This window comes from Streptomyces sp. NPDC044064 (assembly GCF_056434245.1).
Genome location: NZ_JBWKFN010000041.1, coordinates 27,440 through 49,483 on the forward strand (window position 1 = coordinate 27,440; position 22,044 = coordinate 49,483).

General features: G+C 71.0%; 20 protein-coding genes, 2 tRNA genes and 1 riboswitch. Of the genes, 16 read left to right on the plus strand and 6 right to left on the minus strand.

Translation table 11 applies throughout. The features are described from left to right. Positions 1–18 precede the first annotated feature (18 nt). On the minus strand, positions 19–1,182 hold the full coding sequence (locus AC07DS_RS41680; RefSeq protein ID WP_479153950.1) for a ferritin-like domain-containing protein: 1,164 nt from the start codon (positions 1,180–1,182) through the stop codon (positions 19–21). A gap of 61 nt (positions 1,183–1,243) precedes the next feature. Next, positions 1,244–2,635, minus strand: coding sequence for an MFS transporter (locus AC07DS_RS41685; RefSeq protein WP_479153951.1), 1,392 nt, complete (start codon positions 2,633–2,635; stop codon positions 1,244–1,246). Between the two features lie 297 nt (positions 2,636–2,932). On the opposite strand from AC07DS_RS41685, the gene AC07DS_RS41690 reads away from it, so the two are divergent. From AC07DS_RS41690 to AC07DS_RS41725, 8 genes are all read left to right on the plus strand, one after another. Beyond that, complete coding sequence (locus AC07DS_RS41690; protein WP_145885135.1) at positions 2,933–3,640, plus strand: DJ-1/PfpI family protein; 708 nt, start codon at positions 2,933–2,935, stop codon at positions 3,638–3,640. A gap of 31 nt (positions 3,641–3,671) precedes the next feature. Next, positions 3,672–3,965, plus strand: a complete 294-nt coding sequence (locus AC07DS_RS41695) for a putative quinol monooxygenase (protein ID WP_479153952.1) — start codon at positions 3,672–3,674, stop codon at positions 3,963–3,965. Between the two features lie 22 nt (positions 3,966–3,987). After that, positions 3,988–4,461, plus strand: coding sequence for a VOC family protein (locus tag AC07DS_RS41700; protein ID WP_479153953.1), 474 nt, complete (start codon positions 3,988–3,990; stop codon positions 4,459–4,461). 37 nt (positions 4,462–4,498) lie between these two features. After that, positions 4,499–6,007 carry a GMC family oxidoreductase gene (locus AC07DS_RS41705; RefSeq protein ID WP_479153954.1) on the plus strand — a complete coding sequence of 503 codons (1,509 nt, stop codon included), beginning with the start codon at positions 4,499–4,501 and terminating at the stop codon, positions 6,005–6,007. Between the two features lie 94 nt (positions 6,008–6,101). Continuing rightward, a complete protein-coding gene (locus AC07DS_RS41710; protein WP_479153955.1) occupies positions 6,102–6,527 on the plus strand; it encodes an ester cyclase in 426 nt (141 codons plus the stop codon). Positions 6,528–6,531: 4 nt separating this feature from the next. Next, the gene (locus AC07DS_RS41715) at positions 6,532–7,137 is read left to right on the plus strand and encodes a DJ-1/PfpI family protein (protein ID WP_479153956.1); all 606 of its coding nucleotides are present in this window, start codon (positions 6,532–6,534) and stop codon (positions 7,135–7,137) included. Positions 7,138–7,190: 53 nt separating this feature from the next. Then, the gene (locus tag AC07DS_RS41720) at positions 7,191–7,577 is read left to right on the plus strand and encodes a nuclear transport factor 2 family protein (RefSeq protein WP_479153957.1); all 387 of its coding nucleotides are present in this window, start codon (positions 7,191–7,193) and stop codon (positions 7,575–7,577) included. Between the two features lie 38 nt (positions 7,578–7,615). Next, positions 7,616–8,815 (plus strand): low temperature requirement protein A, encoded by a 1,200-nt coding sequence (locus AC07DS_RS41725; RefSeq protein ID WP_479153958.1) that lies wholly within the window; start codon positions 7,616–7,618, stop codon positions 8,813–8,815. Positions 8,816–9,800: 985 nt separating this feature from the next. Here AC07DS_RS41725 and glgA read toward each other — a convergent pair. After that, positions 9,801–10,991, minus strand: a complete 1,191-nt coding sequence (gene glgA, locus AC07DS_RS41730; protein WP_479153959.1) for a glycogen synthase — start codon at positions 10,989–10,991, stop codon at positions 9,801–9,803. Between the two features lie 249 nt (positions 10,992–11,240). Here glgA and AC07DS_RS41735 point away from each other — a divergent pair, with 249 nt between their 5' ends. Together AC07DS_RS41735 and AC07DS_RS41740 are read left to right on the plus strand one after the other, a co-directional pair. Next, positions 11,241–12,758: an amino acid permease gene (locus AC07DS_RS41735; protein WP_479153960.1), complete on the plus strand. Its 1,518-nt coding sequence runs from the start codon at positions 11,241–11,243 to the stop codon at positions 12,756–12,758. 87 nt (positions 12,759–12,845) lie between these two features. After that, positions 12,846–12,918 (plus strand) — tRNA-Lys (locus AC07DS_RS41740). Positions 12,919–13,076: 158 nt separating this feature from the next. On the opposite strand, the gene AC07DS_RS41745 is transcribed toward AC07DS_RS41740, so the two are convergent. Continuing rightward, entirely contained in the window at positions 13,077–14,099 is a 1,023-nt protein-coding gene (locus tag AC07DS_RS41745) for a GAF domain-containing protein (RefSeq protein ID WP_479153961.1), read from the minus strand. 329 nt (positions 14,100–14,428) lie between these two features. Between AC07DS_RS41745 and AC07DS_RS41750 the strand changes: the two genes are divergently transcribed. Then, positions 14,429–15,391 (plus strand): EamA family transporter, encoded by a 963-nt coding sequence (locus tag AC07DS_RS41750; protein WP_479153962.1) that lies wholly within the window; start codon positions 14,429–14,431, stop codon positions 15,389–15,391. A 53-nt stretch (positions 15,392–15,444) separates the two neighbouring features. Here AC07DS_RS41750 and AC07DS_RS41755 read toward each other — a convergent pair whose 3' ends face one another. Both AC07DS_RS41755 and AC07DS_RS41760 read right to left on the minus strand, forming a co-directional pair. Further along, complete coding sequence (locus AC07DS_RS41755) at positions 15,445–16,080, minus strand: GTP cyclohydrolase II (protein WP_479153963.1); 636 nt, start codon at positions 16,078–16,080, stop codon at positions 15,445–15,447. 111 nt (positions 16,081–16,191) lie between these two features. Then, on the minus strand, positions 16,192–16,707 hold the full coding sequence (locus tag AC07DS_RS41760) for a MarR family winged helix-turn-helix transcriptional regulator (protein WP_479153964.1): 516 nt from the start codon (positions 16,705–16,707) through the stop codon (positions 16,192–16,194). A 74-nt stretch (positions 16,708–16,781) separates the two neighbouring features. Here AC07DS_RS41760 and AC07DS_RS41765 point away from each other — a divergent pair, with 74 nt between their 5' ends. The 5 genes from AC07DS_RS41765 to AC07DS_RS41785 all read left to right on the plus strand — a co-directional run bounded on the left by AC07DS_RS41765 (position 16,782) and on the right by AC07DS_RS41785 (position 21,966). Continuing rightward, entirely contained in the window at positions 16,782–17,915 is a 1,134-nt protein-coding gene (locus tag AC07DS_RS41765; RefSeq protein ID WP_479153965.1) for a dihydrofolate reductase family protein, read from the plus strand. A 65-nt stretch (positions 17,916–17,980) separates the two neighbouring features. After that, positions 17,981–18,054, plus strand: a tRNA-Met gene (locus AC07DS_RS41770). A 200-nt stretch (positions 18,055–18,254) separates the two neighbouring features. Further along, positions 18,255–19,457 (plus strand): PP2C family protein-serine/threonine phosphatase, encoded by a 1,203-nt coding sequence (locus AC07DS_RS41775; RefSeq protein WP_479153966.1) that lies wholly within the window; start codon positions 18,255–18,257, stop codon positions 19,455–19,457. Between the two features lie 240 nt (positions 19,458–19,697). Continuing rightward, positions 19,698–19,855, plus strand: a riboswitch (cyclic di-AMP (ydaO/yuaA leader). 9 nt (positions 19,856–19,864) lie between these two features. Beyond that, positions 19,865–20,893: a M23 family metallopeptidase gene (locus AC07DS_RS41780; RefSeq protein WP_479153967.1), complete on the plus strand. Its 1,029-nt coding sequence runs from the start codon at positions 19,865–19,867 to the stop codon at positions 20,891–20,893. A 116-nt stretch (positions 20,894–21,009) separates the two neighbouring features. Further along, positions 21,010–21,966 carry an aldo/keto reductase gene (locus AC07DS_RS41785; protein ID WP_479153968.1) on the plus strand — a complete coding sequence of 319 codons (957 nt, stop codon included), beginning with the start codon at positions 21,010–21,012 and terminating at the stop codon, positions 21,964–21,966. The last annotated feature ends 78 nt before the right edge of the window (positions 21,967–22,044 follow it).

Here is a 22,044-nt window from a genome sequence, read left to right on the forward strand (position 1 = left end):
GGTCTCCTGAGGGGGACGTCAGGCCTGGGGAGCGGCGAGGTTGCGGAAACGGGGGCCGTAGAACACCGGCCGGTCGAGGTCGGTGTAGTTGTGCAGGAAGCCGAACTCGGCCGGGTACAGGCGCGGCAGGTCGTCGATGAGCGCGGGCGGGATCTGGCGCTGCATGAAGGTGAAGGAGGAGAACACCCGCAGCTTCATCATGTTGTGGACCGCCTCGCCGAAGGTCGGCCACTGCTGCTCGGGATCGCCGTTCCACATCGCGTCGAGGTGGGCCATCATGTCGGTGTAGTCCTGGTCGAAGACGAGCAGCGCCTCCGTGATCTCCTTGCCGTCCGGGTCCTCGGCCAGCAGCTTGTCGTAGCCGTCCGCCGGGACCGCGAGGGTGTTGATCACCGACGGCCAGTCGATCTTCGCGCCCTGGAAGTGCACGGCCTCGGTCTCGGGGGTCAGCTCGACCGCCGGCTCGGGCTCACGGTAGGTGCGCCCGTACCAGAGCTCCGCGAACTTCCCGTAGTGGGACTCCTCGTGCTGGTAGGCGGCGCCGGTCCGGATCGTCCCGCTGGTCGCGCCCTCCCCCTGCTGCAGGATCTCGTCGATGCCCTCGAGCAACTGGTCCACCGGGTCGACCCCCGGCGTCGGCACGATGGTCTTGAAGCCGATGTTGTCGCCCACCTGGTTGGCCACCCCGCCACCCTGCACGGCGGCGCGCAGTTCCGCGGCGTTGGCGACGATGGCGTCCTTGATCTGGGCGTAGAGCTTGCCGATGGTCGGGAAGTCCTCGTGGCCGTACTCCTCCGGCAACAGGAAGAGCGGGGACTCCAGCCGCATGAAGTTGCGCAGCTGCGGCTTGGAGAGCCGGGCGAGCCCGATGTGCAGGTCCGGCTCCACACCGCCGGGCAGGCCGTGCGAGGGGAACTTCGGGTCGAGGTCCTTGATCCTGGGCCGGCCGCCGATCGCGGCGAGCATGTTGGCGGCGATGGACATGTGCACCATCTCCTCCATCAGCACGCTGCGGATCGTGTTGTAGCTGGTGAAGTTCTGCACCTCCAGCGAGAGCATCGCCGAGGTGTAGATGGGCAGGGTGGAGTGCTCCAGCTCGATCGCCGTCTGGAGCGCGGAGCGGATCCAGGCGACGTTGTGCCGGACCGGGACCTTGACGGGCTCGTCCTGGGCGGTGGTCATGGCTCGCTTCCTTTCATCGGGTGGGTCAGCTGAGGGGAAGGGGCGTGTGCCGCCCGGTCGTTCAGGCGTCCTGCGTGGCCCTCGCCCGGCTGAGCAGGCCCACCAGGAGCAGCGAGCCGAGGCCGAGCACGAGGACGGCGAGGCCGATCCGGTGCATCGAGACCAGCGTTCCGAGTACGGCGACGCCCAGCGCGGAGCCGGCCTGGCGGGAGGCGTTCAGCGCTCCCTGGGCGGTGGCGGCGAACTGCTGCGGCGCGGCCGTCGCCATGTCGGCGGTCGAGGCCGGGATCGACGTGGTGGCGCACAGGGCGAGAGCGAGCTGGGCAGCGACGAGGAGCGCGAGGGGGGTCTCGGTCCCCGAGAAGGAGAGGATCAGGCCGGAGAGGGCACCGGCGGAGAGACCGAAGAGGATCAGCGGCCGGGTGCCGATCTTCGCGACCAGGCGGCCGGTGAAGAACGGCAGCACCGCGAGCGGCAGCGTCATGGGCAGGAACGCGAGCCCGGTCCGGAGCGCCGACATCTGCCGTTCCTCGACCATCCACTGGGTCATCGCGAACAGCAGCCCGTAGAAGGCGAACGAGGCGGCGGAACCTGCCACCAGGTCGGCCCGCACCCGGGACAGCGAGAGCAGCGCCGGGGGCAGCGCCGGGTCCTGGGCACGGCGTTCCACGAAGGCGAGCGCGACGAAGGCCAGCACCGCGATCGCGATGGCCGCCACCGGCACGGCACGCGCCCAGCCGTCGGTGCCGCCGTCGACCAGGCCGAAGGTGAGTGAGCCCAGGCCGACGACGGACAGCAGCAGGCCCGGGTAGTCGATCGGCCGGTGGGTGGCGGGCCGGTCGGCCGACAGGTTCCGCGCCAGGACCACGGTGATCAGCGCGATCGGCGGGTTGACGAGGAAGACCAGCTGCCAGCCGCCGAGGGCCACCAGGGCGCCGCCCAGCACGGGGCCCGAGACCAGACCGAGCGCGCTGATCGCCGCCCAGGCACCCACGGCGCGGGAGCGTTTGGCGGGGTCCGGATACAGCCCGGCGAGCAGGGCGAGCGAGGCGGGCACCAGCCCCGCCGCGGCGACGCCCAGCAGCGCACGTCCGGCGATCAGCAGCCCCGCGGAGTTCGCCGCCGCGCACAGCGCCGAGACGACACCGAACGAGATCAGGGCCGCACGGTAGATCCGGCGCGGTCCCCAGCGGTCCGCGATGGAACCGGCGGCCAGCATCAGGCCCGCGAACACCACGGTGTACGCGTCCACCGTCCACGGCAGCGCACTCGCCGAGGCGTGCAGATCGTCGCGCAGGTCCGGCACCGCCACGTTCAGGATGGAGGCGTCGAGCAGGACCAGGAAGTTGCCCACGACGATGCCTGCGAAGCGACCCGCCGTGCGCGTGCTCCGCCGTGCCCGCCGGCTCTCGCCGGCCGGCCGAGTCAGCAGCTCAGAGCTCTCAGAAGTCATGGCGCCAGGCTTCCCGGCCCGCGTGCGGGCGGCCAGAAACCCGGATGGACTTCGTGAACTCGGCCTGATGCGCGTCGGTACGACGGCCCTCGCCGCGGCTCCGGCCACCGTACCGACGCGGCCGCGAACCAGGCGCGTCGGAAAGCGCCGCCGAGTTCAGGAAGTAGCCGCGGGAGGCTCTGAGGATATTCCCGGGCGCGCTAGCTTCGCCACCAGAGACCGGAAATTCCGTGCAGCGCCGGGACATTGGGTGAATGCCGCGGACCGGTAATCCGGAGTGGAGCGGAGAGGGATTTCATGACTGAGATCAAAAGCATCGGGGTGCTCGCGTACGACCGCTGCAGCGAGTCGGACACCATCATTCCCTGGGAGATCCTGATCGGTGTCGCGGTCTATCTGAAGGAAACGACCGGCGAGGACATCGAGGTCAAGCTGGTGGCCCTGGAAGAGGGTCCGGTCACCATGCAGATGGGCGCGAAGGTCGAGCCGCACGCCGTGCTCCGGGACGACGACCTCTACGACGTGCTGTACATCCCGGGTGGCCGCGGCTCCGGTGTCGCCACCAAGAACGAGCGGATCCTCGACACGATCCGGCACCACCACGTCAACGGCAAGTTCATCGGCGCCAACTGCGTCGGCGTCGGCATCCTGCAGCGCGCCGGAATCCTCGGCAAGACCCCGGTGACCTGCAGCCCGCCCATCTCCCGCCGGCTCAAGGAGGAGGGCGCCAACGTCGTGGAGCCGCGCCGGATGTGGCTCGGCGCGCCGGAGGACCGCATCTGGACCACCGCCGGTGCCGCGTCGATCAACGCGGGCACCCTCGCGATGGTCAACCACCTGTTCGGCGACGAGGTCGGCAAGGAGATGTCGATGTGGTTCGACACCCGCGCCGCCGAGGGCCACGCCCTGTTCGGCCCGGTGGGCACCGAGCTGTTCGGGTACCCCGAGGCCGAGGCCAAGATCCAGGACGAGACCGCCGACATCCTGCTGCCGCCGCTGCACTGACGCCCCGCCGGCCGAGCAGACTGGAGGACCAGTGATCACCTGCACCACCGTCCTGGACGTCGCCGAGGGCAGTGAGGAGCCCTTCGAGAGGGTGCTCAAGCTCCTGGTGAAGCAGGTCAGGGAGAACGAGCCCGGCACTCCGGTGTTCGAGTTCGTACGCCACCGGACCACGCCCCGCCGGTATCTGGTCGTCGAGCAGTACGTGGACGACGCGGCGCTCGCCGAGCACAGCGCCAAGGAATACCTCAAGGAAATCGTCCCGGAAATGCTGACGTACCTCGCGCAGCCGCCGCAGCTCGACGCGTACGACCCGGTAGACGGGTGAACCGGAAATTCAGGGAGCGGAGATGAGCGAGCAGCCCTACTTCCACATCGGTGTGGTCGTGCCCGATCTGGAGGCGGCGATCGAATACTACTCGCGGATACACGGGCTCGAATTCACCAAGCCCGCGCACGTGACGAATCCGCGACTCGAGGATCCGCACCCGCACGAGCAGGTCGTGCATGTGGCCTTCTCGAAACAGGGCCCGCCGTACTACGAGTTGATCGAGTCCGACGGGGACGAGGGAATCTTCTCGTCCGCCAACGAGGGCCGGATCCTCTACCTCGGGCTCTGGGAGCCGGACATGGAGGGCCGGCTCGAGGCACTCCAGGCCGAGGGGATCGCCGTCGAAGCGGCCTCCCGCAGCGCGGAGGGCGCCACCCCGGGCTGGATCATCACGGAGCCCGACCTCCTGGGAGTCCGGTACGAGTACGTCGATCTCGCCGAGAAGCAGGCCATCGAGACCTGGATCGAGACCGATGAGTTCCCGGGTCTGTGACCCCGGACCCCGGTAGCGGTTCGGAGAGGGAGAACCCATGAAGTATGACCACATAGTCGTCGGCGCGGGCTCTTCGGGTGCCGTGCTCGCGAGCCGGCTCACCGAGGACACCGGCGTCAACGTCCTGCTCCTCGAAGCCGGACCCGACTGGGCGGACATCTCCCAGATCCCCGGCGACATCACGAACGCGCGGACCGTGTCCGTGGAGGAGCACGACTGGGGCTACACCGCCGAGGCCGTGCCGGGCCGTTCGCTGACGTACGCCCGCGGCAAGGTGGCCGGCGGCTGCTCGGCCGTCAACGGCGCCATCGCGCTGCGCGGCATCCCGGCGGACTACGACGAGTGGGCCCAGCTGGGCAACGACTCGTGGTCGTGGAACGAACTCCTCCCGTACTTCCGCCGGATCGAGGACGACCAGGACTTCGACGGCCCGTTCCACGGCAAGGGCGGCCCCACCCCGATCGTCCGGCACACCCGGGACCAGCTGGTGCCGTTCCAGGCCGCCTATCTGGAGGCCTGCATCGACCAGGGCTTCGGCTACGTCGAGGACCACAACGACCCGGAGTCCACCGGTGTCGGCATGATCCCCATGAACCGCCGCGGCGACCTGCGGGTCTCCACCGCCGTCGCCTACCTCACCGAGGCCCGCGGGCGGAAGAACCTCACCATCCGCTCGGGCGCGACCGTGCACCGGGTGCTCTTCGAGGGCACCAGGGCGGTCGGTGTCGAGGTGGAGACCGGCGGCCGGCTGGAGAGGATCAGCGCCGACCACGTCACGCTCTCCGCCGGTGCCCTCAACTCGCCCGCGATCCTGCTGCGTTCCGGCGTCGGCCCGAAGGAGCAGCTGCGCGCCCTCGGTATCGAGGTGGTCCTCGACCAGCCGAACGTCGGCGAGAACCTGATCGAGCACCAGCAGATCACGGTGGGCCTGCTGCCCAGGGAGGGCGTCACCGACCCGGACGACCCGGACGTCCAGGTCCTGGTGCGGTACACCAACCCGGGCTCGCAGAACTTCAACGACATGCAGATGTACTTCGTCAGCCGCTATGTCGAGGTCACCCACCGGCCGATCAGCGTGATGAGCGTGCTGCAGAAGCCGGAGTGCCGCGGCCGGGTCTCGCTCGGCAGCGCCGACCCCACGGTGCAGCCGGACATCTTCCTCAACTCCTACGGCACCGACGCCGACCGCAGGATCGCCCTGGACGGGGTCCGGCAGGCCTGGGACATCGCCAACTCCAAGCAGATCCGCGACCTCTCCAGCGGCCTGTCCGAGAAGCTGACGCAGCGCCAGGTGAGCGACGACGCCCTGCTGCTGCAGTACATCCGGGAGAACTCGGCCACTCTGTGGCACCCGGTCGGCACCACGAAGATGGGCCCGAGCAGCGACGAGAGCGCGGTCGTGGACCAGCGGCTGCGGGTGCACGGTCTCGACAACCTGAGCGTGGTCGACGCCTCCGTGATGCCCACGCACGTCAGCGCCAACCCCAACCTGACCTGCTATGTCATCGGCGAGCGCGCCGCCGAGTGGTTCCTCGCGGACGCCTGAGCGGACGCCCGGACCACCCGGCCGGGTCCGGACCGCCGGCGCTGACGCGGGCGGTCCGGACCCGGTAACCCCATGAAGCCAAAGGAGTTGACCCATGGCCGAACTTTCCGACGAGGGCTCCAAGCTCGTCCGGACGTACTACGAGCAGTTCCTGACCGCCCCGGGCGATCTGAAGATCGCGGACGAGATCCTCGCCCCCGACGTGGTGTTCGACAACCCGATCTCCCCGGACGGCATCCACGGCCTGCCGGCGTACAAGGAGTTCGCGCTGCGCTGGTACGGCGGTTTCCCGGACCGTGTCTTCACCATCGACGAGCTGCTGGAGCAGGGGGACAAGGTCGCCGCGTCCTTCACCATCACCGGCACCCACGACGGTGTGTTCATGGGGGCGGCGCCCACCGGCGAGCACATCACGGTCCGCGGCGCGAACATCTTCCGGATCGAGGAGGGGCGCATCAAGGAGGTCCACGCCTTCTTCGACCCGCGCCAGCTGCTCGGCCCGCTCGGCCTGGGAGCGTGAACCGGTGCCGGCGCCCAAGGGCCGGATCGCGGTCCTGATCGAGGAGCACTTCGACCCGTCGGAGTTCCGCGACTTCAACGCGTACTTCCCCGCGCAGGGCTACGCCGTCGACTACGTCTCCCACCTGTGGGGCCAGCCCTCGCTGACCTTCGGCAGCAACCCCGACAACGGCTATGTCGAGGAGCACGTCACCGTCACCCTCGAGGTGGGCTCGCTGGACCTGGCCGACTACGCGGGCGTGATCCTGATCGGCGCGTACGCCATGGACCGGCTGCGCTACCAGGTCGAGGTGCCGGGGCCGGGCAGCCGCAACAAGGCGCCCGCCGTGGAGTTCCTGCGCGCCGCGATGGCCGCACCGGGCCTCAAGGTGGGCACCATCTGCCACTCGCTGTGGCTGCTGTGCGCCGACCGCGCCCTGCTGGCCGGCCGCAGGGTGACCTGCGCCCACAACATCGTCTGCGATGTGGAGAACGCCGGCGCCGAGATCGTCTACGCGGGCAACGGCACCGCGGACCTGGTGATCGACGGCGACCTGATCACGGCCAAGCACCCACAGGTGACAGGGGAGTTCATGGCCGCCTTCGTGCGCGAGATCGAGGCGGCCGGCTGAGCCCGGCGCCCCCCACACCCACGTACCCACGCAACCACGTACGGAGAAGTGTCATGCCAGAGCAGCAGCAGATCCGCGCCGCCGTCGAGGGGTACGCGGAGAGTTTCACGAAGCAGGACCGGGAGCGGTTCGCCGCCCTGCTCGCCGCGGACGTGGTCCAGTACGAGCCGGTCGGCGGTCCCGCCAACCGTGGCCGGGCCGCGGTGACCGCCTTCTTCGACGGCGTCTTCGAGGTGATCGACCGCGTGGAGTTCCGCGTCACCGACCTGGTGATCACCGGGGACGAGGCCGCGTTCACCTTCCACATCACCGCCCACAAGAAGGACGGCGGGGTCGTCGAGGACCGCGGCATCGACACCTTCCGGGTCGGCGACGACGGCCTGATCACCGAGATCAAGGGCTACCACGACGACGCCCATACCCAGGTCGCCGGGGGTTGATCGGCGTGCGGGGGGCTGCGGGTGCGCCGGAGGCGGGTGTGGCGCGCGGCACGTACACCGGCAAGGTGCATCTGCACCGGGGGCGGGTGCGGCTCAGGGTGCCGGAGGAGGGGCACCACCGGGCCGCCTCGCCCCTGGAGCTGTTCTTCGACCTGGTCTTCGTGGTGGCCGTCGCGGAGCTGACCCAGGTCCTGCTGCACGCCCCGACCTGGGCGGGGGTGCTGCGCTTCGGGGCGCTGTTCGTCCCGATCTGGTGGGCCTGGGTCGGCTACTCCTTCTATGCCGACCGCTTCGACAACGACGACCGGATCTACCGGCTCATCATGATCATCGCGATGATGTCGGTCCTGTCGGTGTCGGTGGCCGTGCCCCAGGCCTTCGCGGGCACCGCGGGGGCGAAGCGCTTCGCCCTCGGCTATTTCCTCGTCCGCCTGATCCTGCTGGGGCTCTACCTGCGGGCCCACTACCACGTGCCCCGGGCCCGCACCCTGACCCGCCGCTTCCTCCAGGGCTACGGTCTCGGCGCCGCGGTCTGGGGAGCGTCGGCTCTGCTGCCGGTCCCCTACTGCTACGCGCTGTGGGCCGCGGGCCTGCTGGCGGAGCTTCTGACCCCCATCCTGTCCGCCTCCGCGGTGGCCCGGGTGCCGTTCAACGCCTCGCACATCCCGGAGCGGTTCGGCCTGTTCACCATCATCGTGCTCGGCGAGGTCGTGGCCCTCAACGCCACCGGGATAGCCGCCAGCGGTCTGCGGCCCCAGACCCTCGCCGTGGTGGCGGGCTCCTTCCTGATCGCCGCCTGCCAGTGGTGGCTCGTCTTCGACCACGTCGACGCCTCACCGCTGCGCAAGTGGCGGCTGACCGGCCAGGCGTACGTCTACGGTCACGTCTTCGTGCACGGCGGCATCACCGTGACCGGCGTCGGCGGACTGCTCGCCGCGCAGGCGGCCAACGCCCGCGGCCACGGTCACGCGGCCCTGGCCGGCGGTCCGGTGCTGTGCTTCGGCATGGCCGTGTTCCTGCTCGGGGTGGGCGGCATCCACCTGACCAACGTGGGCGTACGGGGCGACCTGCGCGCCTGGTCCCGGCTCGCCCTCGGCGCGGTCTTCACCCTCTTCGGCGCGGCCGGCGCAGACCTGCCCACGCTCCTCCTGGAAGCGGTACTGGTGCTCGGCCTGTCCTGCCAGATCCTCATCGAGACCCGAGCCCCGGCGGTACTCCACACCCTGCACGACACCTGATCCCCCCACACCCCACCCCAAGCAGGCCACCCCGGGCCTGGCGATCAGGGTTCGTCGCAGAAATCTGCCCGACCGCTCGCGCTCGGCGATGACGAGTTCACTGCATGAGGGCGCTGCCCTCGGGCCCTCCGGCGACGATTCGTTGCAGGAGTCTGCCCGGCTGCCCGCGCTCGGCGACGGTGAGTTCACCGCTTGTGGGTGCTGCTCACCGCGCTCGGCGCGGGCAAGTTCGTTGCACGAGGTCGCTCGGCCATCCGCGTTCGGCGACGGCGATTTCGCTGCATGAGAGCGCTGCTCGCCGTGCCCGGCGAGGGCTGGTTCAGTGCAGGAGGCTGTCCGGCCGCCCGCGCTCGGTGATGGCGAGCTGACCGCATGAGGCTGCCCGGTCGCCCGTGTTCGGCGAGGGCGAGTTCGTTGCACGAGTGCGCCCGGCCATCCGCGCTCGGCGACGGCGAGCTGACCGCACGACGGCGTCCCGCCACCCACGCTTGGCGACGGCGAGCCGACCGCACGACGGCGTCCCGCCACCCACGCTCGGCGACAGCAAGTCGACCGCACGAGGTTGCCCGGCCGCTCGCGCCCGGCGAGGGTGGGCTGACCGCTCGACGGCGTCCCGCCACCCGTGCTCGGCGACGGCGAGCTGACCGCACGACGGCGTCCCGCCACCCGTGCTTGGCGACGGCGAGTCGATCGCACGACGGCGTCCCGCCACCCACGCTCGGCGACGGCGAGTCGACCGCACGAGGTTGCCCGGCCGCTCGCGCTCGGCGACGGTGGGCTGACCGCGCGATGGTGGCCCGCCAACCGTGCCCGGCGACGGTGGGCTGACCGCGCGCTAGCGCCCCCCACCCGCACCCGCCGGCGGCGAGTCCGCCCCACCGGGGCCACCCGCACCCGACGACGATTGCCGCACGGGTGGTGCGGGTGGGAAGACAGACCCGGCCGGAGGCCGGGTGCCCGGGGCCCACCCACCCGCACCGCCCCCTCAGACCAGCACCCCCCGATAGACGTCCAACACCCTCTCCGCCGCCGCCCGCCAGGAGAACCGCTCCCGGGCCCGTACCCGCCCCGCCTCCCCCATCGCCCGCGCCCGCTCCGGCTCCCCGAGCAACCGGTTCACCGCAGCGGCGAACTCGGACGCGAACCGCTTGGGATCCAGCGGCGTACCCGTACCGTCCCGCTCCTGCTCGACCGGCACCAGCAGACCGGTCACCCCGTCGTCCACCACCTCCGGTATCCCCCCGGTGGCCGTGGCCACCACGGCCGTGCCGCAGGCCATCGCCTCCAGATTGACGATGCCCATCGGCTCGTACAGTGAAGGACACACGAACACACACGCATGGGTGAGCAGTTGCCGCAGCGAGACCGCATCGAGCATGCCGTCGATGCGCACGACACCCCCTCTGCTCAGCCGCAACTCGTCGACCAGCGCGGCAGTCTCCGCCGCGATCTCCGGGGTGTCCGGCTGCCCGCAGCACAGCACCAGCTGGGCCGCGGGGTCCAACTCGAAGGCGGCACGCAGCAGATGGGGCAGCCCCTTCTGCCGGGTCACCCGCCCCACGAAGAGCACGATCGGCCGGTCCGGATCGATGCCGTACCGCTCCAGCGCGGCCGTTCCCGGGTCCGGCCGGTGCACCTCGGTGTCGATGCCGTTGTGCACGACGTGGACCCGCCCCGGGTCGACGTCCGGATACACGCGCAGCACGTCCTCGCGCATGCCGTGAGACACGGCGATCACCGCGTCAGCCGTCGTCACGGCGGTGCGTTCCACCAGTGAGGACAGCCGGTAGCCGCCCCCCAGCTGCTCCGCCTTCCACGGCCGCAGGGGTTCGAGGCTGTGCGTGGTCACCACATGCGGGATGCCGTACAGCGTCCGGGCCAGCTGGCCCGCGGAGTTCGCGTACCAGGTGTGGCTGTGCACCAGGTCGGCCCCCTCGCAGCCGGCGCCCATCTCGATGTTCGTGGCGAGGGTGCGCAGTACGGGGTTGGCGCCGTCCACCAGATGCGGTTCCCGGTACGCGGACACCCCCGGCTCCGGGCGCGGCTCGCCGAAGCAGCGCACCCGCAGGTCCACCAGGGTGCGCAGCTGCCGGGCGAGTTCCGTGACGTGCACACCGGCTCCGCCGTAGACGGCGGGCGGGAATTCCTTGGTGAGCAGATCCACGCGTGTGTTCATCCGTACTTCCTGACGTCTGCGGCCGTGAGCGGCGGTTTCCGTGCATGCCGAGGCCCGGCCTCCGAGGGGGAGGCGCGGGGGGGAGCACGGGAAGGGGCATGTCCGTGCCTGGTGGTGCCCGGTGTGACCAGGGAATCCGCGGCCTCGCGACGACGGGGGTCGGCTTCGGAGGCCGCGGACCCCGAATCCACGCTAGAGCGATACGGGTGTGGCGCATGTCACGCCGCCCGAGGGGGAATCGCTGGGGACATGACAGATGACGCAAGAGCGAGCACGGGAGCGGCCGGGCTGTCGGACGAGGAACGTCTGGCCCAGCTCGGCTACACCCAGGTCCTCGCCCGCCGCATGTCGGCGTTCTCGAACTACGCCGTGTCCTTCACGATCATCTCGGTCCTGTCCGGCTGTCTCACCCTCTACCTCTTCGGCATGGTCACCGGCGGTCCCGCGGTGATCACCTGGGGCTGGGTGGCGGTCGGCCTGATGACCCTGTTCGTGGGCCTCTCGATGGCCGAGATCTGCTCCGCCTATCCGACTTCGGCGGGCCTGTACTTCTGGGCCCACCGCCTCGCGCCCCCGCGCTCGGCGGCGGCCTGGGCGTGGTTCACGGGCTGGTTCAACGTGCTGGGCCAGGTGGCCGTGACGGCGGGTATCGACTTCGGAGCGGCGTCCTTCCTCGGCGCCTATCTGAACCTCCAGTTCGACTTCGTCGTGACTCCCGGCCGCACGGTGCTGCTGTTCGCGGCCATCCTGCTGCTGCACGGCCTGCTGAACACCTTCGGCGTCCGCATCGTCGCGTTCCTGAACAGCGTGAGCGTCTGGTGGCACGTCCTGGGAGTCGCGGTGATCGTCGGCGCCCTGGCCCTCGTCCCCGACCACCACCAGTCGGCGTCCTTCGTCTTCACGAAGTTCGTCAACGGGACGGGCTGGGGCAGCGGTCTCTACGTGGTCCTGCTGGGCCTCCTCATGGCCCAGTACACCTTCACGGGTTACGACGCCTCCGCGCACATGACGGAGGAGACCCACGACGCGTCCACGGCGGGCCCGAAGGGCATCGTCCGCTCGATCTGGACGTCGTGGATAGCCGGCTTCGTCCTCCTGCTCGGCTTCACCTTCGCCATCCAGTCCTACGACAAGGAGCTGGCGTCCCCGACCGGCGCACCCCCCGCCCAGATCCTCCTGGACGCCCTGGGAGCGACGACCGGCAAGCTGTTGCTGCTGGTCGTGATCGGTGCACAGCTCTTCTGCGGGATGGCCTCGGTCACCGCCAACAGCCGTATGATCTACGCCTTCTCGCGTGATGGCGCGTTGCCTTTCTCGCACATCTGGCACACGGTCAGCCCCCGCACCCGCACCCCCGTGGCCGCGGTCTGGCTGGCCGCGCTCGGCGCCCTCGTCCTCGGCCTGCCCTACCTCATCAACTCCACGGCGTACACGGCGGTGACCTCGATCGCGGTGATCGGCCTCTACATCGCCTACGTCATCCCGACCCTGCTGCGGGTGCGCAAGGGCGAGGCCTTCGAGCGCGGCCCCTGGCACCTGGGCCGATGGTCGGTCCCGATCGGCATCGTGTCCGTCACCTGGGTCGCGGTGATCACGATCCTCTTCATGCTCCCTCAGGTCTCCCCGGTCACCTGGAAGACCTTCAACTACGCCCCGGTCGCCGTCCTGGTCGTCCTGGGCTTCGCCGCCACGTGGTGGCTGGCCTCGGCCCGCCACTGGTTCCTCGATCCGGCCCGCACCCGGTCCCCCGAACTGGTCGAAAAGTAACCTTCACCCTCCTGACGCGGCCGCGTCCTCGATACCCGATCGGCGACACGGCCTCGTCCGGCTATGCTCGGACAGGCAACATCGCCTGGGCCCTTAGCTCAATTGGCAGAGCAGTGGACTTTTAATCCATTGGTTGTGGGTTCGAGTCCCACAGGGCCTACGGCTGCGGGGGGAGGGTTGATCCCCTCCGACCTGCCACGCAGCGCCCGGATCGGCTTCGGCCGGCCCGGGCGCTGAGTCGTTTCCGAACGCCTTGCTCGTGAGGCTTCCAGCCTTGCCTGGCAGGCGAGTTCCGCCACAGCGCCGAGCCCCGGCCGGCTACGTCGGGCTGACGGCCATGGTGAAGGCCGCGTCCCGGCGGGCGCCCTCCCAGTTGTGCCAGACGTGGATGTGGACGGGCCTCGCGTCCCGGCCGCCGTTGATGTCCCACTCGGCCATCAGCTCACCGGCGACGAGGGTCGCGGCGTACTCGGCGTCCTGGCCCGGGCTGTGGGTGGTGATCCTTCCGCGCCACTGGTTGGGGTGGATGCCGTAGGTGCGACACCCGTCGGATCCGCAGGGCTCGTCCACCCGGTACGCCCACCGTGTTGTCCTGCTCGTGGTCCCGTTGGTGCTCCCGTTGGTGGTCCCGTTCGTCCCGAGGAGGGATATGCGCTGATCGAGGGTGGTGCCGTTGTGGGGGAGGGCGCCCGGCCGGCCGTCGACACCCAGTCGCCGTGCGATGACCTCCCCTGCCAGCTGCGCGTAGAGCCCCATGATGCGGAGGTCCTGTTCGGGCGGCCGGCCGGGCTGTGACGTGTGGGTCGAGATGATGCCGATCAGCTGCCCGGTGTGGTCGACCAGCGGCGTGGACAGGACCGAGCGGACACCCGCGGCATGAAAGATCTTCTGGTGGGGTGCGAAGGCCGGGTCGTCGCGCACGTCCGCCGCGACCGTCTGGGTGCCTTGCCGGGCGGCCCGTCCGCAGACGGAGTGGTCGTCATGGACGACCGCGAAGTGGTCGAGGAACTCGTGACCGAAGCCGGACTGGGTGACCAGGACGAGCGAGTCGTCGCTCGGGTCCACGAACTGGATGTTCCCGAACTCGGCGCCCATGAGTGCCATCGCTCCTGAGGCGACCCGCGGAAGCACTGCGGCCAGCTGAGGGGCGTCGCGCAGTTCCGCCGCTTCGTCCTGGAGGCTCTTGAGGGCCGATGGCTCGTCCAGGCTGAGGGCGACCCACGCGGCGAGCTGGTCGGCTCTCTCCGTGGCGGCCACCTTGCGCGCAGGCCGTGGCCGCGCGGAACGGTACGAGGCCGTCACATGCTCGAGCGGCCTCACGAGGTTGTGAGTATGGCTCATGTGCACCACACCCTCGATCAGGTGCCTTTGCGATGAGTTTACGTCGCTGCTGCCGCCCTGGACAGTGCCGGCTTTCAGAGCCCCGGCGCCGACGCCTACGGGGGCCGAGGCGGCCCCCGCACGATCGCCGGCTCCGCGGTCGGCGCGGGTACCATCGCGGGGTGAACTCCTACTGGCACGTCGTTCTGCCGCCGCTCTGCGCCTGACCGGGCGCAGACACCGACGGTTCTACTCCTGACCCCGGCCGACCCGCAGGGCGGCGAGGGGCCTGTCGTGCGCCCGTTTCGGATCCAGTCCCGGACGACATTCGACGACGGAAGTTCACGACCGTGCCGAACCGCACCACCCCTCTGAATCCCGCGCGCCCGGCCACCGCCGGCCCGCGTCCTTCTCGCGCGGGCCTTCTCGCCGGCCCCGCTCCCATCCTGACCTCGGCCCTGCTGTGGGGCACGACCGGGACCGCCGCTTCCTTGGCGCCCGCCGGCGCGCCGGCGGCCGCCATCGGCGGTGCCGGGCTGGCCCTCGGCGGCGTCCTGCTGTTCCTCGTCTCGCGCGGCGCCCGCTCGCTGCCCGCCGCCTGTACGCGCGCCGAGCGACGGCTGCTCGTCCTCGGCGCGCTCGCGGTGGCGGGTTATCCGGTCACCTTCTATCCGGCGGTGGCCCGGACCGGCGTGGCCGTGGCCACCGTGATCGCGCTGGGCAGCGCGCCGGTCTTCGCCGGCCTGCTGACCTGGATCACCGGACGGGCCCGGCCGACCGCACGCTGGACCGGCGCCACCGTGGCCGCGGTACTCGGCTGCACCCTGCTGGTGCTGGGGCCCGGGCTGACCGGCCGTGCCGCGCCGATCGATCCGACGGGCGTCGTCCTCGCCGCGTGCGCCGGACTGTCGTACGCCGTCTACGCGTCGATCGGCGGCGGGCTCATCACCCGCGGGCACCCGTCCGACGCGGTGATGGGTCTGCTGTTCGGCGCGGCCGGGCTGCTCGTCCTGCCGCTCGTCGTGTTCGCCGGCACGGGGTGGCTCGCCACCACCCGGGGCGCGGCGGTCGCGGTGTACCTCGCCGTGTTCACCGTCTGCCTGGCCTACCGGCTCTTCGGGCACGGGCTGCGCCGCACCCCGGCGTCGATGGCCACCTCGCTGACGCTGGCCGAGCCCGCCGTGGCCGCGGTCCTGGGCGTCACCGTCCTCGGCGAGCGCCTGCCGGCCGTCTCCTGGGGCGGGCTGGCCGTGCTGGGTTCGGGCCTGGTTCTGCTGGCCGTTCCCGTCGGCGCGGGTGGCCGGGGCCGGTAGCCGCCGGGCACTCCTTCGGTCCGGTCCCGGTCGTTCCGGGGCCGGACCGGGGTTCAGCCCACGCTCAGTTCCGTCAGCTCCCCGAGCGGCAGCGTGTGCTGGGTCTGCAGGACCTTCGCGCGCAGGTACCGGACGTTGTGGGCCGTGGTGAAGACGCCGGTCGGCACCCGGTCCCGGACGACGACACCGAGCGAGCGCAGCTGCTCCGCCTTGTCGGGGTTGTTGGACAGGAGGTCCAGCTCCCCGATGCCGAGGGCGCGCAGCATCTGCGCGGCGGCCGTGTAGTCGCGCGCGTCCTCCGGGAGGCCGAGCGCGGCGTTCGCCTCGTAGGTGTCGAGGCCCTGGTCCTGGAGGGCGTACGCGTCGAGCTTGTTGTAGAGGCCGATGCCGCGCCCCTCCTGGCGGAGGTAGAGCAGGACGCCCCCGCGCTCGGCGATCCGCTCGACCGCCTCGCGCAGCTGGGGACCGCAGTCGCAGCGGGCCGAGCCGAAGACGTCTCCGGTCAGGCACTCGGAGTGCAGGCGCACCAGGGGCACCGGGCCGGGGTCGCCGAGAACGACGGCGACGTGCTCCTGACCGTCGGCCAGGCCGTGGAAGGTGACGAGTTCGGCGTCGACGCGGTAACCGTCCTGGAAGCGCAGCGGTACCCGGACGCGGGCGCGCTGCGTGGCGGCGGGGGTGTCGGGCATGCGGATCCCTCCGAGGCGAGGCAGTTGCTTCAGTTTTGAAGCAGTGATTCGAAGGGACCCTAACCCATGTTTCAAACTTAAAGCAATTACTTTCCGGGCGACGGGCGCGACTCAGGAGCCGGAACAGGACGACCGGCGCCGCCAGGGGACGTCGTCGGCCCCGGCCTGGGCCTCGTCGCCCTGCAGCCCGCGCGCGACACTCGTGAAGATCTCCTCCATCTGCCTCACCTGCTCCGGCGTGAGCCGGTCGAACAGGGTCGCGCGGACCGTCTCGACGTGCCCGGGCGCCGTACGCTCCAGGACGGCCATCCCCTCGTCGGTCAGCACCGCGATGCTGCTCCGCTTGTCCCAGCTGCAGTCCTCGCGCCGCACCAGCCCGTCCCGCTCCAGCCTGGTCACCACGTACGTGAGCCGGCTGCGGGTGATCTTCAGGGTCTCCGCGAGGTCCGTCATGCGCAGCCGCCGGTCGGGCGCCTCGGAGAGGTTGGCCAGGACGGAGTAGAACAGGTGTGGCATGCCGGCGTCCTGCTGGAGGTTCCGGTCGATCGCGTCGTCCAGGAGCCGGGCGGCGGCGAGGTACGCGCGCCAGGCGCGCTGCTCCTCCGGAGTGAGCCAGCGGGTCGTCATACCGCCAGTGTAAGTTTGTTTCAAACTTGAACCAAGATCGCAGCTCGTGACCGTTCGCCAGGGAGACCGCGCCGATGCCGTACCCGTACGTCCTGCTGTCCGCCGCCGTGTCCCTCGACGGCTACCTGGACGACACCGGCCCCGACCGGCTCCTGCTCTCCAGCCCGGCCGACTTCGACCGGGTCGACGAGGTACGGGCCTCGGTCGACGCCATCCTGATCGGCGCCGGCACCATCCGCGCCGACAACCCGCGCCTGCTGGTGAACTCACCCGCGCGAAGGGCGGCCCGCACCGCCGACGGCCGGCCCGAATACCCCCTGAAGGTCACCGTCACCGCCTCCGGCGACCTCGACCCGGCCGCCAACTTCTGGCACACCGGCGGCGAGAAGGTCGTGTACACGACGGACGAGGGCGCCGAGCGGGCCGCCCGCGCCCTCGGCCGGACCGCCGACGTGGTCCCCCTCGGCCCCGGCCTCGACTGGCGCGCCCTGCTGGAGCATCTGCACGACGTGCGCGGGGTGCGGCGCCTGATGGTCGAGGGCGGCGGCACCGTCCACACCCAGCTGCTCCAGCAGGGCCTCGCCGACGAGGTCCAGCTGGTCCTCGCCCCGCTGTTCGTCGGCGACCCGGCGGCTCCGCGCCTGTTCGGCCCGGGGGCGTACCAGGGCGGCCGGCTCCGCCTCACCGAGACCCGCCGGATCGAGGACGTCGTCCTCATGCACTACGAGCCCACCGCGCCCGGCACCGGCCCGGAGCCCGTCGCCGCCGACCGCCACTGGCTGCGCACCGCCTGCGAACTCGCCGCCCTGTGCCCGCCCTCGCGGACCGCCTTCAGCGTCGGCGCCGTGGTGGTCGCGGCCGACGGAACGGAGCTGGCCCGCGGTCACTCGCGCGAGGGCGGCGACGCCGTGGTGCACGCGGAGGAGGCGGCCCTCGCGAAGATCGACCCCGCCGACCCGCGGCTGCCCGGCGCCACCGTCTACAGCAGCCTGGAGCCCTGCACCCGCCGCGCCTCCCGCCCCGCCCCCTGCGCCGAGCTGATCCTGCGGGCGGGCGTACGGCGGGTGGTCACGGCCTGGCGGGAGCCGGACACCTTCGTGACGGCGGCGGACGGGACCGGGGCGCTGCAGAGCGCGGGCGTGGCGGCCGTGGTGCTGCCGGAGTACGAGGCCCTGGCGAAGGAGCCGAACGCCCACCTGCTGTCCTGAGCGACACCTCGCGGATACCTGTGTGCATCGTGTCCTGCGGATGGCGTATGCTTGAGACACAACGACGCGGGGTGGAGCAGCTCGGTAGCTCGCTGGGCTCATAACCCAGAGGTCGCAGGTTCAAATCCTGTCCCCGCTACTGAAGGCTCAGGGCCGGAATCCAGCAATGGATTCCGGCCCTGAGTGTTTCCCGGCGTTCCCCGGCGGAACGCAGGGCATCCCTCTGCGGAACGCAGAGTGGCATGCGTCACAGTCGGTCATCCGCTCGGTCCACAGCAGTCGCCCGCCCTTTCCGCTCCAGCCACGCTGGACGCAGGTCAAGGACACGGGAGACGAGCAGTGCGCCCTGGTGAGCTGGAGGAGAGCCCGTACGCCTGGGCCGACGGCCGACTCCCGGGTGAGCCCGCCCCGGACCCAGGCCCGGGCGCGGACCGCGCACCCCTGCCACCGGACGGACGCCGCGTCCGCCCGCCCACCCCGCGCGCCCTGGCCCGCGCCCTGCCCGCCCTCCTGATCGCCGCCGGGATCGGGTACGACCTGCTCACCCCGCGCGCCTTCACCGCCGTGCCCTTCTTCACGGCCGCCCCGCTGATCGCCGCGCCCCTGTCCTCGCTGCGCACCACGCTCCTCACCGGCCTCGCCGCCCTGGCGGCCACCGTCGTCGTCCGCACCCAGTTCGATCCCGACATGGACGTGCACACGATCACCGAGGTCGTCACCGTGGCCACGGTCGCCGTGCTGGCCGCCGCCATCAACCGTGTCCTGCGCCTCGGCGACCGGCGGCTCGCCTCCGCCCGGGAGATCGCCGAGGCCGCCCAGCGGGCCGTCCTGCCCGAACCGGACGACCGCATCGCCGGCTTCGACATCGCGGCCCGCTACGAGGCGGCGCAGGAGGACGCCTTCATCGGCGGTGACCTGTACGCGGTGCAGGACAGCCCGCACGGGGTGCGGCTGGTCGTCGGGGACGTGCGCGGCAAGGGCATGGGTGCGGTCGCCGCCGTCGCCGTGGTCATCGGGGCGTTCCGGGAGGCCGCCGAGCAGGAGGCCACGCTGGAGGCGGTGGCCGCGCGGCTGGAGCGGGCGCTGGCCCGCGAGGGCACCCGGCGGGACGGGATCGACGCCTTCGAGGGCTTCACCACCGCCGTCCTCGCCGAACTCCCGCACGGTGGCAACGGCGACGGTGTGGTCCGGATCGTCAACCGCGGCCACCCGCCACCGTTGCTGCTGCACGAGGACGGCACCCTGCGCACGCTGGCCGTGCGCGAACCCGCGCTGCCGCTCGGCATGGCGGATCTCGGCCGGTGGCCCGACCGCGCGACCGAGTCCGGCTTCCCGAGCGGTGCCACCCTGCTGCTCTACACGGACGGCCTGTCCGAGGCCCGCGACGTCCACGGCCGCTTCTACGACCCGCTGCGCCGGCTCGCCGGACGCCGCTTCCCGGACCCTCGCTCCCTGCTCGGCCGCCTCGCCGCGGAGGTGCGCCGGCACTCCGGGGGCGGGATGGCGGACGACATGGCGCTGCTGGCCGTACGGCGACCCTGACACCCTGCGGTATCACCCACGGTGATCGGACGGACGCCCTCCGCATAACATCTGAGACACCATCAAAACTGCCGAGACTCCTGGACGTCGGTCAACTCGCCCGTTTTCCACCGGTCGTGACGCCTAAGTCCGCCCTGAAATCCGTTAATGATCAAGCAGAACGGCTTGGAATCTGACGTCCGGGTCTATTAACGTTCGATAACGCAGCGCGGTCGTCCCAGCCGTCACAAGAGGCGGCTCCGTGCGCACGCGCCGAATCCCGCAAGGGAACCGGGGAACCACCACCTTGGGGTGAATCACGCGGATGCCGCCGTGGAAGCACGGCAGGTATACGCGCGTAGGAGACCTTCCTGCTCCGAACCCGTCAGCTAACCCGGTAGGCGGAGGAAGGAAAGGAGTGCGCCTTCGTGGCGTCCAACCGGCCTGCCCCAGAAGCCCCGTTCATGCCGAGCGAGACCGAGACGTTCAGTTACTTCGGCGCTCAGCGCACCGACGAGGGCCCCTGGGAAGAGTGGAACCCCACCGAGGAGTCCATACGGCCGGTACGCGGTCGGCACCGCGTCGCGAAGCAGCGCGGCGGCGGACTCGCCCGCAGCTCCACGGTCCTCGGCGTCGGTGTCATCGCCGCCGTCGGCGCGGGCGGCATGGCCAGCGCCCACACCGGCAAGCCGCCGGTCTCCATCTCCATGCCCGACCTGGACTCTGTCGGCTCCCTGTTCGACGGCGGCTCCTCCGACGCGTCCAAGGCCACCACGGCCTCGCTGAGCAACGTCGGCACGACCGACGCCGACAGCGACCAGGGCGACGCGGGCGAGGCCCTGCGCAACCGCATCATGGCCCAGGCCGAGCAGCAGCAGAGCAAGGCCGACATCAAGGCCACCGCGGTGGCGGCGGCCGCCGCCGAGAAGCAGGCCGCCGACGCGGCCGCCAAGGCGCAGAAGGCCGCCTCGGCCAAGGCCGCCGAGGCCAAGAAGGAGGCCGAGGCCGCGGCCAAGAAGAAGGCCGAGGAAGAGCGCCTGGCCGAGCTGGCCAAGCAGTACAAGCTCCCGGTCGTCTCGTACACGATCACCGGCACCTTCGGCCAGCCCGGATCGATGTGGTCCTCCGGCTACCACACCGGCCTCGACTTCGCCGCGCCCACCGGCACCCTCATCAAGGCCATCCACAGCGGCACCATCACCCAGGCGGGCTGGGCCGGCGCCTACGGCTACCGCACCGTCCTCACCCTGGACGACGGCACCGAGCTGTGGTTCTGCCACCAGTCCTCGATCGGTGTCTCCGTCGGTCAGAAGGTCAGCACCGGCGACGTCATCGGCCGTGTCGGTGCCACCGGCAACGTCACCGGCCCGCACCTCCACCTGGAGGTCCACCCGGGCGGCCAGGCCACCGGCATCGACCCGATGACGTGGCTGCGCGGCAAGGGCCTCACCCCCTGAGCGGCCCGCGGGCCCGTTCCTGACCCACCCCTCATCCGGTCCCCGGCCCACCTGTTCACATCCCGTTCGCAGCAATTCCGGAATGGGTGGGACGGCAGTGATCGTTGAACTGAAGCATGAACGGCTCTCATGCTTCCCTGCGCACACTCGGCTCCTCCGACCTCCAGGTCTTCCCCCTCGCCCTCGGCGGCAACGTCTTCGGCTGGACCGCCGACGAGGAGACCTCCTTCGCCGTCCTCGACGCCTACACGGCCGCCGGCGGCAACTTCGTCGACACCGCCGACGCCTACTCGGCGTGGATCGAGGGCAACAAGGGCGGGGAGTCCGAGACGATCATCGGCAAGTGGGTCAAGGCCCGAGGCAACCGCTCCGACGTCGTGATCGCGACCAAGGTCAGCCAGCACCCCGAGTACCAGGGCCTGAGCGCGGCCAACATCAAGGCGGCAGCCGACGCCTCCCTGCGCCGCCTGGACACCGACCACATCGACCTCTACTACACCCACTTCGACAAGCCCGAGGTGCCGGTCGAGGAGATCATCGGCGCCCTCGACGAGCTGGTGAAGGCGGGCAAGGTCCGGCACATCGCCGCCTCGAACATCTCGCCGGAGCGCCTCCAGGCCTCCCTGGACTTCTCCGACCGCGAGGGCCTGGCCCGGTACGTCGCCCTCCAGCCCCACTACAACCTGGTCTCCCGCGACACCTACGAGGGCCCGCTGCAGGACCTCGCCGGCCGTGAGGGCCTCGCGGCGGTCCCGTACTTCGCTCTCGCCTCCGGGTTCCTCACCGGGAAGTACCGCCCCGGTGCGGCGGTCGAGAGCGCCCGCGCCGGTTCGGCCGCCAAGCACCTGGAGTCCGAGCGCGGCCGGCAGGTCCTCACGGCCCTGGACGAGATCGCCGCAGCCCACGAGGCCCCCGTCGCCACGGTCGCCCTCGCCTGGCTGGCCGCCCAGCCGACGGTGACGGCCCCGATCGCGTCGGCGCGGACGGTGGAGCAGTTGCCGGCGCTGCTGGGTGTGGGGGAGCTGGTGCTGGCCAAGGAGGAAGTGGACCGCCTGACCGAGGCTTCCGCCTGATCTCCCGGCCTTCGCCGCGACGACGCTCAGCCGTGACGGCGTGAGCCGGCGGCGGCGGACTCCGCGCAACCGGTACGG